This window comes from Methylocapsa polymorpha (genome assembly GCF_045689225.1).
Lineage (GTDB): Bacteria > Pseudomonadota > Alphaproteobacteria > Rhizobiales > Beijerinckiaceae > Methylocapsa > Methylocapsa polymorpha.
In genome coordinates this window covers 1,399,835-1,412,385 of record NZ_CP136862.1, presented here as the reverse complement: position 1 = coordinate 1,412,385, position 12,551 = coordinate 1,399,835, and the positions used below count along the sequence as shown (strand labels likewise).

9 protein-coding genes and 1 pseudogene are annotated in these 12,551 nt (G+C 61.9%); 7 read left to right on the top strand and 3 right to left on the bottom strand.

The genetic code is table 11. The features are described from left to right. Window positions 1-151: 151 nt before the first annotated feature. Both RZS28_RS06600 and RZS28_RS06595 read right to left on the bottom strand, forming a co-directional pair. Window positions 152-1,009, bottom strand: coding sequence for a 2OG-Fe(II) oxygenase (locus RZS28_RS06600; RefSeq protein ID WP_407340536.1), 858 nt, complete (start codon window positions 1,007-1,009; stop codon window positions 152-154). Between the two features lie 496 nt (window positions 1,010-1,505). After that, the gene (locus RZS28_RS06595; protein WP_407340535.1) at window positions 1,506-3,311 is read right to left on the bottom strand and encodes a chloride channel protein; all 1,806 of its coding nucleotides are present in this window, start codon (window positions 3,309-3,311) and stop codon (window positions 1,506-1,508) included. A gap of 214 nt (window positions 3,312-3,525) precedes the next feature. On the opposite strand from RZS28_RS06595, the pseudogene RZS28_RS06590 reads away from it, so the two are divergent. From RZS28_RS06590 to bluB, 7 genes and pseudogenes are all read left to right on the top strand, one after another. Beyond that, window positions 3,526-4,223: pseudogene (locus RZS28_RS06590) on the top strand (50S ribosomal protein L25/general stress protein Ctc). A gap of 76 nt (window positions 4,224-4,299) precedes the next feature. Then, window positions 4,300-4,896, top strand: coding sequence for an aminoacyl-tRNA hydrolase (gene pth / locus RZS28_RS06585; protein ID WP_407340534.1), 597 nt, complete (start codon window positions 4,300-4,302; stop codon window positions 4,894-4,896). A gap of 49 nt (window positions 4,897-4,945) precedes the next feature. Continuing rightward, window positions 4,946-5,923, top strand: a complete 978-nt coding sequence (locus tag RZS28_RS06580; RefSeq protein WP_407340533.1) for an alpha/beta fold hydrolase — start codon at window positions 4,946-4,948, stop codon at window positions 5,921-5,923. 130 nt (window positions 5,924-6,053) lie between these two features. Beyond that, window positions 6,054-7,883: a hypothetical protein gene (locus tag RZS28_RS06575; protein ID WP_407340532.1), complete on the top strand. Its 1,830-nt coding sequence runs from the start codon at window positions 6,054-6,056 to the stop codon at window positions 7,881-7,883. Window positions 7,884-8,350: 467 nt separating this feature from the next. After that, a complete protein-coding gene (locus tag RZS28_RS06570) occupies window positions 8,351-8,797 on the top strand; it encodes a PIN domain-containing protein (RefSeq protein ID WP_407340531.1) in 447 nt (148 codons plus the stop codon). 13 nt (window positions 8,798-8,810) lie between these two features. Then, window positions 8,811-9,908, top strand: coding sequence for a redox-regulated ATPase YchF (gene ychF / locus RZS28_RS06565; RefSeq protein ID WP_407340530.1), 1,098 nt, complete (start codon window positions 8,811-8,813; stop codon window positions 9,906-9,908). Between the two features lie 94 nt (window positions 9,909-10,002). Next, window positions 10,003-10,662, top strand: coding sequence for a 5,6-dimethylbenzimidazole synthase (bluB, locus tag RZS28_RS06560; RefSeq protein ID WP_407340529.1), 660 nt, complete (start codon window positions 10,003-10,005; stop codon window positions 10,660-10,662). A 196-nt stretch (window positions 10,663-10,858) separates the two neighbouring features. Here bluB and RZS28_RS06555 read toward each other — a convergent pair whose 3' ends face one another. Then, window positions 10,859-12,457 carry a hypothetical protein gene (locus RZS28_RS06555; protein WP_407340528.1) on the bottom strand — a complete coding sequence of 533 codons (1,599 nt, stop codon included), beginning with the start codon at window positions 12,455-12,457 and terminating at the stop codon, window positions 10,859-10,861. Between the last annotated feature and the right edge of the window lie 94 nt (window positions 12,458-12,551).

Sequence of the window (12,551 nt, the reverse complement as noted above, 5' to 3'; positions counted from 1 at the left end):
CTGCGAAATCATTCGCCATTCTGGCGCATTCGCCGCTTCAGGCGCGAATCGCCCGACTGCGGCCGCGTAAGTATGGGCTGCTTGCGATTTCGCGTAAACTACGCTTCGCCCTCGCAGGCTGAGGGTCTTCCGCAAGCGCGATCGTCTCGCGCTATCGCTTTATGGTTTTCCTGGCCAGCCTCACAGCGTCGACCAAGACCGGCGGGCTCAGATATTTCAGGATATTCGATAATTTCTCATTTCGCACAAGCGGCGCCGGCTTGGGGTAGAGCGTCGTGTGAAATTCCGGGCTTTCCCCGTCCGAGCGCCCATTGCTGTAGAAATAGGCGGCGGCGGACCGTCGCGGGCGCCCAGCCGGCGCGTTAACCGGATCCGGGTGGCCGTGCAAACTCTTCGAGGAATGATAGAAAAGAGCGGATCGTCCAAAAACGGGGTCGATCGCGACCTTGCTATTGTCGTCGCCCATGCCGTGAAGCTCAAGCGCGCCGCCATAGGAAGGCAGCCAGTCCTTGTTGAGATAGGTGATGAACACCAGACGATTGTCGAGCCGAGTGATCGGGTGCTGATTGAAGTCGATGTGCATCGAGAACCGTCCGCCTTCCGGTATCTCATGCAGGCCGCCGGCCGCGAGCGTCGGATCGGGAAGGAGCCCCTCCACGCCGGTAATCTTTTGGAGAAATTCGACGAAGAAGCCGGAATGGATCGTGTTGAAATAGAGCTGCGTCGCGTGGCCGAACCGGGTGTTGGGCAGCGATCCGAGCTTGCGCTCATGCGTATTGTCGAAACGCCTCCAATCGCTCCATTTCTGCCGATCGAACTCGGCATACATCAGCTCGAGGAGTGCGGGCGCGAACAAGCCTTCGAAGACGATATGCTGAAACGGCTTATTGTTCTTGAAGGTTTCGCTAAAAGCCCTCACCTTATCCGGAGTGAAAAGCTCCATGTTCAGGATTTCGTCGAGCGCGAGCGTCACGCCGCCGATGACGACTCGATCTTGATTGGGTCGCAAGCCGGCCGCCGCGGGAGCCGAAGAAAGTGGCGAGTTCGATGTCAAAACCTGGGGCATCCTGAAGACTCCTCCGGTCGCGTCTTGCCCGTTTCATGAACTGAGTCGAACATCAGGACCTGATGCGAATTATCATTAATCAGCGCCCGCGTTAAAGAATAAATTTGGCGTAGCCTGGGGATTCCTTCGATTTAGCTTTGGGCCAGGAAGCCATTGAAGCCGGCTCGGCCTTCAGGAAACAAACTAAAGAAGGATGCCATTCAGCATAGCGTATAATGAGCGATCATATAGGCTAAAGTAGGACGTTTGGTCAAGTTCTTATTGCCGAACTACCTCTATTTCGCTACCCTAGCGTAAAGCCGCGCGATGAAATGACGCAGGAGGGGCTTTAATAAGAATAATTATAGGACTAATAATACGAATCTGGCTTATTTAATCGGATGTTCTTTCCGGCGAGGCCGCCTCCGCTTCGTCAGTGAATTTGCCGGCGCAAGCGCGCTTAACTATTCGCGGTCCAGGTCTCGCCTGAAAGGTCTCGGCGCGCTTTATCGAGCTCGTCCGTATAGCGGCGCAGGACATGCGCTTCGGTCAGCAAGCCGATCACGCAACGATCGCATTCATTATCGACGACGGCGAGCGCCTCGCTCTCGTTTTGCTCGAAGAGCTGCGCGGCGAGCGTTATGTTCATGGCCGGCGTGAGGAAACGATCGGGAAAGCGCGCTATCCTCGCAAGCGTGGCGTCGCTCGCGTCCCCATCCAAATTGAAGAGATGCGCGTCGGGAACGAAAACCAGGCCGGCGTAGCGGCCGGATGGATCAATCGCCGCGACCCACTGAGCGGCCCCGAGCGGGAAGCGGCCGATGAAGTCCTTGATGGTCATTTCGAGGTGCGCCACGTCGAGATCGCTTCGCATCAGGCGGCCGACGGTCAGGTCGCGAATCCAGCCGACGTCCTGGGCGCTGCGGATCGATTCGCCCCTAAGATGCAGACGCCAGGTAGCGAAGGAATAGCCGAAGGTCCGCCTGACGATGACCGAGACGATCGTCGACACCGCGAGCATCGCCAAGCCTAGCGGAAAATCGCCCGTCGTCTCGAGCGCCAGAAAACTCATGGTCAAAGGGCCGCTCACCACCGCGACGGCGAACGCCGTCATTCCAACGACGGCGCAAACCCAGGCGTCCGGCGCGAGCGAGGGATCAATGAGGCCAAGGCCGAAGGAATAGAGCCTGCCGGTCAAGCCGCCGAGGAAAAGCGAGGCGAAGAACAGGCCGCCGCGAAAGCCTGAACCGATCGAGATCGCCGAGGCGGCCGCTTTCAAGGCGAGCACCGTCGCGATCACGCCGGCTGCAGGCGGACCCGCTCCGAACAAAAGCTCGAACAAGGCGCTGTGGCCGGAGCCCAGCACCTGCGGCGTGACAAGCGCGAGGGCTCCGACGATCATGCCGCCGACCGCTAGGCGCGCCGCCTGCGGCAGGCAAGACCATCTGAACGCCGCCTCGACAAGGCTCACCGCCCGCATGACGGCGATTCCGAAGCCGGCGCAGATGATTCCCAGCGCAAGTAGCGGCGCCATGTCGGCTTCGGAAAGCGTCGAGGCGGCGGCGACTTCGCCCATGAATGCGCCGGCCGAGCCGAGGAAACGTGAGACCAGGACGCCGCCAATCGCCGCGGCGCCGACTGGAGCGAGGCCGAAGGGCGTATAGGTTCCAAGAATGAGCTCAAACGCATAAAAGGCGCCTGTCAGAGGCGCGCCGAATGCGGCTCCGATCGCGCCGGCCGAGCCGCAGGCGACCAGCATGCGCATGTCGGCGCGGCGCAGCCGAAACAGCCCCCCAAGCCATGAGGCGAACCCCGACCCCATCTGCGTATAGGCCGCCTCCAGCCCGACCGACGCGCCGAAGCCGTTCGACACCACCGTTTGCGCGGTAATGACGATGCTGTCGCGGATCGACATCCGGCCGCCGTGAAGCGCATTGGCTTCGATTGGATCGACCGGTCGGCGCGGCCGCCACTTGTGAATGAAAATACCGGAAAGGCCGAGAATGAGGCCGCCCGCTACAGGCGCCAACGCTTGCGCTGGAGTCTCGAGCGCAATCAGGTTGCTCACCTGCTGGCGCCCGAAACATAGGTGATGCAACGCGCCCGAGGCGGCGAAAATGCCAGCGACGAAAAGACCCGCGATGGCGCCGGCGACAAGCCCAAGGCCGATGAGGCCGATCTCGCCGCGCCGGATGAGCGCGCGCAGCCGGGAAGGAATCTGGAGGACGAGTTGATATTTGGCGCTGGCGCGTTCGGCAAAGGCCATCGCGACTGAATACCCTGCCCTTGAGTCAATCCAAGCCTGTCCGATCGCGCCGCAACGTGAAGGCCTCGCTCGTCATGTGACGCGGCCCGACGACCGCCCGCGAGCCCGTTGCGCCTTGGCGCTGGCGTCGTTATAAGCACGGCTGCGTCCCTTCCGACACCCCTGGAGGCGCGGGCGCAACCTTTTTTCATGTGAATACACGAAAGGCGCCGACATGGCCGAGACTAAAACTCTCACGGCCACGGTGCGCAGCGGGACAGGCAAGGGGGCCGCCCGCAGCGTTCGCCGTGAAGGCCGTATTCCTGGCGTGATCTATGGCGGCGGCGACGCCGCCGAGCCGATCGCGCTGGATTATCGCGAATTGAACAAGCTCATCTACGCTGGGCATTTCCTGACGACGATCTTCGAGATCGATCTCGCTGGCGCAAAGCAGCGCGTCATCCCGCGCGATTACCAGCTCGATCCGGTCAAGGATCAGCCGCTTCACGTCGATTTCCTGCGCCTCAAGGCAGGGGCAAGCCTGCGCGTCGAAGTTCCGGTGCATTTCATCAACCAGGATACGAGCCCCGGCATCAAGAAGGGCGGCGTCTTGAACGTCGTGCGCCATTCGGTCGAGATGCGCGTGCCCGCCGACGCCATTCCGGACGCGATCGTCGCCGATCTCGGCCAGCTCGAGATCAACGAATCGCTGCATATTTCCGCCGTTCCGCTTCCTGAAGGCTGCAAGCCGACGCTGCGCGACCGCGATTTCACCATCGCCACGATCGCGCCTCCGCTTGTCGTCGCCGAGGAGCCGGGAGCCGCCGCAGCCGCGGCCGCTGCGCCCGCCGGCAAGGGTGGAAAGGCCGCGCCCGCCGCCAGGCGGCGCCTGCCGCCGCAGCCGCCAAGGCTCCGCCGAAAGGCAAGAAATAGATCGCGAGGGCCCGCTTCTTGCCTGGAAGCGGGCCCTTGCTTCGCGCGGTTTCGCGCCTGTCGTTGAGCGGACGTCATGCTTCTTTTCGTCGGCCTCGGCAATCTCGGCAAGGCCTATGCCGGCAATCGCCACAACATCGGCTTCATGGCGGTCGACGCGATCGCGCGCGACTCCAACGCGCCGGCCTTTCGCTCCCGCTTCCAAGGCCTCATCAGCGAGATTGCGCTGGCTAGCGAGCGCATCCTTCTGCTCAAGCCCGAAACCTATATGAACCAGTCCGGCCGCGCGGTCGGCGACGCCCTGCGCTATTACAAGATCGACGTCGGCGACGTGGTGGTTTTCCACGACGAGCTCGATCTCGCGCCCGGCAAAGTCAGGGTCAAGAAGGGCGGCGGCAACGCCGGCCATAATGGCCTTAAATCCGTGACCGCGCATATCGGCAACGAGTATCGTCGCGTGCGCATTGGCATCGGTCATCCGGGCGACAAGGCGCTGGTGCATAATTACGTCCTGAGCGATTTCGCCAAAAGCGAAACGCCCTGGGTCGAAGCTTTGTGCGTCTCGATTGCGGCCAATGCGGCGCTGCTCGCCAAGGGCGAGGACGAAAGCTTTCAAAACAAGATCCATCACGCGATGGAAACCGCCGGCCTCGGCAAGGATGGGCTTTTTTAGACTATTCCCTTAGCCTGCTTTCGGCGTCTGCCGGAATGCGAGACATGCGATGGCGATTGGGCTTTGGGTTGCGCTTTGCGGTCTCGGCCTCCTTGCCGTTGCGGCGACCTATCTCGCCTATTGCAAGGATATTGACGCCATTCGGGCCAAGGTTCGCGCTGGAGGCAGGCTCGCCCAAACATCTGCCGGCCTCATCGAATATGCAAGCGATGAACATGTGAGCGATAGGCTGGGGCCGCCCGCTCTCATCATTCACGGCGCGAGCGGCGGCTATGACCAGGGCATCTCGATCGGCAAGCAGAATTTTGGCGACGCTTTCCAAATCGTCGCGCCTTCACGCTTTGGCTATTTGCGGACGCCGCTTCCGCGCGACGGCTCTCCCGCCGCGCAGGCCGACGCCCACGCGGCTTTGCTCGATTGCTTGAACCTTGACCGCGTGGTCGCGCTGGGTTTTTCCATGGGCGCGCGGAGCGCCGTCGAGCTTGCCTTGCGCCATCCTCATCGCGTCTCGGCGCTGATCCTCGAAAGCCCGATCGCTTACGCGCCGAGCGACGGTCCGAAGATCGATTATCCCGGCTCGCGCCGCTTGATCCGCCTCGTGACGAATGGCGCCGATTTCATCTATTGGCTCCTCCTTCGCATCGCGCCCAATTTCGTCATCCGCCTGTCAGGGATGCGCCCGGAGCTTGTCGCCCGCGCGACGGAGATCGAGCGCGACAAGGTGATGGCGGTCATCCGCGGCGTGCAGCCGCTCTCTTTGCGGCTCGCGGGCGTGAGCAACGACCTCGCGTCGCTGATCGCGCCCTGGCCCTTGGACAAGATCGCCGCGCCCACATTTATCGTCGCGGCGGCGGATGATCTTTTCAACACGCTGCCCGCGGCGCGCTACGCAGCCGCCGGCATTTTCCGCGCAACGCTCCTCGGCCTCGATTCAGGCGGGCATCTTTTCGTCGGCCGACACGATGAGATCCGAGCGAAATTGGCCGCGTTTCTGAAGAAAGCGGGCGTGATGGAGCAGGCCACATGAGCTTTTGCGAACGCTCGCGCCCCTCATCCTGAGGAGGGCTCGAAGAGCCCGTCTCGAAGGACGAGGGCGGGTCGGGCGTCTTGCCGAATCGCGCCGCCCCGCCCATCCTGGCATCGGCGAAGCGCCGCCAATGGAGGGGGAGGAGAGGACGCTGGTCGAGATCAAGAACCCCAAAGAATTTGAGGCGTGGGCGGAAAAGAAGCCGGCCGAGGTTGCACTGGCCGTCGCGACGCGAGCTGCCCTTCGCGTTTTGCCGATCGCGTGGACGGCGCACAGGGGGGACTACATTGATCTGATTTCCGATCTTATCCTACCAATTTTTCGTGCTACCAGTGCCGCTTGGACCGCCGCCGAGTACCCGGCGCATTCGACTGCGGCCTCCGCTTGGCAGGTCGCGAATAATGCTGCCACGTTCGCCGCGCATGCTGCCGCCGATGTCGCCGACGATGCGGACGCTGCTGCGGAAGCCGCCTCGGCCGCATTCACCGCTGCCGGCGCTCCCACCGATGCGGTCGCCGCTGCTGCCGAAGCCGCCGCCGCATTTGTCCTGGACGCAGCCTTTTGGTCCGCTATTTCCATTGACGCCACGAGCATGGATGAGGGCACCATGGCTTCGATCACCACAGGTTCGCCATTGTGGCCTGAAGGTCAACCGGACGATCTCGGGTCTTTGTGGCGGGATTTAAAGACTACCCTCCAGGCCGCAGGGCAAGATTGGGATGTCTGGACTACCTGGTACGACCGCCGGCTTGGCGGACGCTTTCGTAGTGATGCGCGCGAGCTTGCTTACGCTCGGATCGAGGACGCGCTGTGGGATAAGGGCCCCGCCGCCGTGAACGCCGAGATCAAGCGGCGTTCCAAACGGCGCCGCCGACCTCGGCCTGACGCGAAGCCTACAACGGAGCCGGCCCCGCCGGCAGCCCCTCTTCCTCCCGCGAGCCCCGCCACACGTTTCATTGTCCAGCAGGGAGTCGTCGATGTTGTGTCTCCATCCGCATGGGCAGGCCGGGAGGCGCAATTTTCAGCATATCATGCTCGCGCCAGAACGATTGCGCTGGGCCTTGCTGACAGGCTCGGCAGCACGGATGCCGCGCCGGAGGTTGCAGGATCGGTCAGCGCACTGCTGGACGTATTGGGCGAGAGTGCGACTGATGTTCAGCCGGACCAACTCCGTCTCGCTTCCCGAACTATCATTGCGAAGGCTAGAGCCTATGCGCATCCATCAGCGCAATGGGAGCTCAGCGCCGAATCGGTAAGCTCGATGCTAGAGCTTGCGGACTTGCTCGTCGATCTCCAGGCGTTCGCAATACCCGAACTGGAGAAGCATGAACGGGCCATTCGGGCGCTCGACCTCACTGACGCTATGGCTGTCGAAGCGAAAGAGACCCTGGATCTGATATCGGGAGCCATTGCCGCCGCTCCAGAAATCGTTTCTGACCGGGTTCTCGTCGCGTTCAACGCCAGCTCCACAGCCAGCGCCAACGCGGCCGACAAAGCGGTTCAACTAACAATAGAGGGTGATCGTATCCTTCTCGCAGAAAACGTGGCGCTTGCCTTGGCGCGCTACCTTGCCAGTCCAGCGGACCAAGACAGCACGCCACTCCCGCTTGCGATTGTCAGGGGAGACTTCGAGAGCGAGGAACATTCCGACGTCCAGCCCCATAAGCAGCCTGATGCAAATAGGAAGAGCCGAGCAAAAGCAGCCGCCCGAAAGGTCCCTTCTGAAGACTTCGTCGGCCGCATCATTGCCCGCTTGGATAAAAAAGGACCAGACGCGATTGCTGACGCTTTATTGTCGGCGGTCACATCAACGATCAAACATTCCCCGAAGTCAATTCCTGGCCTAGCCGCTCTATTTTATGCGAACTTTATTGGCTCTCAGGTCCTACTCGCAACTGGGGGAGCCTTTTCTCTTACGTTGGCGTGGATTGCCTACGAACTTTGGAAGCGAAAAAAGTAACGGCGCGTTTTCGCTGACCCAGCGACAGCTCCCCTTAAACCGGACGGCGGCATCAGAGCGTGAATGGATTTTGAACTCAAGGACCTTGGCCAGCGGAGCTGGCGCGCCTTTGGCGCGTCCTTGACTTCAAAATCCATTCACGCTGGGGTCGGCCGTTCCGTTTAAGGCGGAAACCGCCTGCGGCGTCTCTGCCGGCAACCCCGCCCAAACACCGGCCCTTGACACGAATTCCGTGTTACACGATATCCGTGTCATGAAAAACGTGACGATTACCTTGCGTGAGGATGTCGCCGAATGGCTCCGCGTTGAAGCGGCGAAGGCCGGGTCGAGCATGTCGGCCTATGTCGGCAATCTCTTGGAAACCCGCATGGGGCGCGGCAAGGATCAAATGGCCGGCCTCGAATTTTTCTTGAGCGGGCCGGGTTTTCCTGGCGTTTCCGCCGATCTGCCCAAGCGGGACGAACTTTATGACCGCGAGGCTCTTCATCGACACCAACATACTGATCTACGCGCTCGATCCAGCGGAGCCTTTGAAACGCGCGGCGTCAGCGGATTTGCTGAGGCGGACGATCGCCAACCATACCTTGGCCCTGAGCCCCCAAAATCTAAATGAGTGCTATAGGGTTTTGACGCAAAGGCGCCGCCTCGTCCCGATTGAGGCGGCGCGATCTTTTCTGACCCATCTCACGCCTTGGTGCATCGCTCCGCTTGATGCGCAAACGACGGTCAAGGCCTGGGCGGTTCAGGACGAGGCGGGGCTGGAGTGGTGGGACGCCCTGCTGATCGCCTCGGCTCTCATGGCCGGGTGCAAGCTGTTCATTTCCGAGGACATGCAGGATGGCCAGTTGATTTCCGGCATGCGGATCGTCAATCCATTCAGCGCGGAATTTCTGAAGCGCATCGCGAAGCAATAGAAAGTCTCTCTCCATGGGTTTCAAATGCGGCATCGTCGGCCTGCCCAATGTCGGCAAGTCGACTCTTTTCAATGCGCTGACGCAGACCGCCGCGGCGCAGGCGGCGAATTATCCTTTCTGCACCATCGAGCCCAATGTCGGCGATGTCGCCGTGCCGGACGAGCGGCTCGAAATATTGACGAAGATCGCGGGCTCGAAGGAGATCATCCCGACGCGGCTCACCTTCGTCGATATTGCTGGCCTCGTGCGCGGCGCCTCCAAGGGCGAGGGGCTCGGCAATCAGTTTTTGGCGAACATCCGCGAATGCGACGCTATCGCCCATGTCGTGCGCTGTTTCGAGGATTCCGACATCACCCATGTCGAAGGCAAGATCGCGCCCGTTGACGATATCGAGACCATCGAGACCGAGCTGATGCTCGCCGATCTCGAATCCCTGGAGAAGCGCGTCACGGCCCTCGAAAAAAAGGCCAAGGGCGCCGACAAGGAAGCCAAGGAGACGTTCGACCTCGTCCAGCGTTGCCTCGCGCTGTTGCGCGAGGGTAAGCCCGCCCGGCTCGTCGAGGTCAAGCCCGAGGAGCAGAGGCTTTTCAGCGGCCTCGGCCTCCTGTCGTCGAAGCCGGTGCTCTATGTCTGCAATGTCGAGGAGGCCTCCGCCGATCGCGGCAATGCTTTCTCACAAGCCGTCGCGGCCCGCGCCGCCGAGGAAGGCGCGGTGGCGGTCGTGGTTTCCGCCAAGATCGAAAGCGAGATCGCGGTTTTGGCGCCTGACGAACAGAAGGAATATCTGGAGGCCGTCGGCCTCGCCGAGCCGGGGCTCAATCGCGTCATTCGCGCGGGCTATGGGCTTTTGCGGCTCATCACCTATTTCACGGTCGGCCCGAAGGAGGCGCGGGCCTGGACCATCGAGCAGGGCACCAAGGCGCCGCAGGCGGCGGGCGTCATCCACACGGATTTCGAAAAAGGCTTCATTCGCGCCGAGACGATCGCCTATGCTGATTATGTCGCCTGCAACGGCGAGGCCGGCGCGCGCGAGGCCGGCAAGTTCCGGCTCGAAGGCAAGGAATATGTCGTCGCCGATGGCGACGTCTTGCATTTCAGGTTCGCCACGTAAACAATTAAGAAAAATACGTGGGAGGATAGATGGGCGCGAGTTTTCATGACGGCGCCGCCATAGCCGCCGGCCTGGGCGTCCAGCGGGCGGGCCGGTGAGGCGCGGAGACCCAAGCGAGACTCCACCGACTTTCGATGACGCCTTCGCTTGCCGCCTCGAAGATCTTTTCAAATGGCGGCGCGACGTGCGCCGGTTCAAGCCGGACCCGGTCTCGATCGCGCTGATCGAGGAGCTTGTGGCGATCGCCGCGCTGGCGCCCTCGGTCGGCAACAGCCAGCCCTGGCGTTTCGTCAGCGTCGAGACGGAGGCGCGCCGCCTTGCCGTCATTGATAATTTCACCGCTTGCAACGACGCCGCACTCAAATGCTATGAGGGCGAACGCGCCGCGCTATATGCCCGCCTCAAGCTTGCGGGCTTGCGCGAGGCGCCGGTCCATCTCGCCGTGTTTTGCGATCACGCGACGCCGGCCGGCGCTGGGCTCGGCCGCAGGACCATGCCGGAAGCCTTGGATTATTCCGTCGTCGCCGCGATCCACACGCTTTGGCTCGCCGCGCGCGCCCGAGGCCTTGGCGTCGGCTGGGTCTCGATCATTGACCCGAAGGCGCTGGCCGAAACGCTAGCGGCGCCGCCCGCGTGGAAGCTCGTCGCCTATCTCTGCATCGGAATCCCGCAGGAAGAGCATCAGGATCCCGAGCTCGAGCGCCAGCATTGGCAGGCGCATTTGGACGAGAATGAGCGGCTGCTGCGGGTTTAGGGCTGCGTTTGAGGGCTGCGTTTGAGGGCGGCGGGCCGAGCCGCTGGACGATTTCGAAGCTCGGATAGGCCGCCATATTAATGCGTCATTCGCCACGTCAGAGACTTCCGAGGACATGAAACGGCGTGCCGGGTCAGTCCCTTGGCGTGACCGCGGCAATGGGGGGCTCGGGCGCCTGCCCGGCCCCCCAATCAGTTCAGAACGGCGCTGCGATATAGTAGCGCGGGAATTGGACCTGGAACCGGCCGATTGAGCGATAGTCGCCCAGATTGTTGCTGGGCTGCGGCGTGTCGTAGCCCGCGAAAACGATCGTCACAGTCTGAGAGTCAGTGTACAGCGCTTGCGGGTCATAGACCCGGCCGCTGAAGAAATTCGAGTTGTAGCCGCCCGCCACTGGCGCAAACGGCGCGACCTGGGCGGCGCTTAGGGCGTCGGCGCCGCTGACATTCACGATCGGCGGGTTCAAGGGATATGGCCGCGGGCCCGAAGGATCAGTGACTGTGTCGGTTGACAGGATCGGATTGTCGAGACCGTTGACGACGCGCCAGCTCAAAAGGTCGCTTGGCCGCGTGACCCGATTGGTGGTCTCGGCATATCCGATGAAGTGGAACCCGTCAGAGTCGTTGTCGAGGCAATTGCCAGCGCCGAAGAACATGCCGTAACGCCCGTCCGCGAGCGGGAGAATGCTGCCGCTGCCGAGATAGCGGATGCCGTTCAGCGCCACTGTCGTCGGATCGCTGAGGCCGCTGGCGACGCCGACATCGGTGAAATTGACGCCATCCGTCGTGGTGGCCACGCGGACGGCCGTCACATCATGGTTTGGCTTGCGCGGCTTGCCGTTGATCAGATTGGTGAGCGCGAAGGCTGGCGTGTTCGAGCATTGCTGGGCAGCCGGGAAACTGGTGTCGCCGTTCAGCGTCTTTTCCACATAAAGGACCGCGGTCGTCGTCCCGGTGGGCGCGGCGCCCAGGATCGCGTCGGGGTTCACCAGGCCGCTTGTCGCCGTGGCCGTGCTTTCAAGCTTCGGATAGCCGCCTGAGGCGAGCGGGCTGACATAGCCGAAGTCCGGAAGTTTGGACAGGGAGCCCTCCGGCGACGGACGGAGCGTGTGAACCACCAGCTGGTCGGAATCGATATGGTTATTGGCGCGGTTCAGCTGATAGATGCGCTGCACGCCATTTATGTTGAGGACCACGGGGTGGCCGAGGCCATTGTCCGCGGCATTGGCGCTCGACGAGCCGTAGGCTGTCTTGACGCCGTTCACATTCACATTGAGATTGTCCGGATCGGTTGGGTCCCATGGGCAGTATGGATTGAGCGCCAGCGCCTCGCCTTTGAAGATCCAGGAAGCGCCCCAGTCGGTCGAGATAGCCTCAACCGCAGCCTCCTGCTCATTGCGCGGGCGATAGTCGAAAAAACCTTCGAGAATGTCGCCGCGACGGCGCACGAAGGGGAAATAATAGGGCTGCATCAGGCTGAAGCCATGATTGACCGCGAGCGCGCCGGCGGCGTTGCAATAAGCCGCATAGGGAACGCCCGACCCCGAATAAGGGGGACCCGCCGTGGTGGGGACGATGCCCGAAGCATCGTGCTTGAAATGGCCCGACTCGTGCAAAGTCCAAGGCCCATCCTTGATCACCGACTGGGCCAAGCTGTTCGGCACATAGGAAATCCTCAGGCCCTTGTAGCCCTCAGGCGAGTGACGATAATTATCGTCGTCCGCGCGTGCGGCGAGGCTCGCGGACAGAGCGATGAGGCTTGCCCCCAAGCCACATAGTAAATTCTTGATTTTCATTCTGAATGCTTTCCCCCAATGCGGGCGTTCGCTCGATATGATTCGAGTTGGCGCAACTTACGTGTCTGTCATTGAAGCTAGTATGACTGAACGA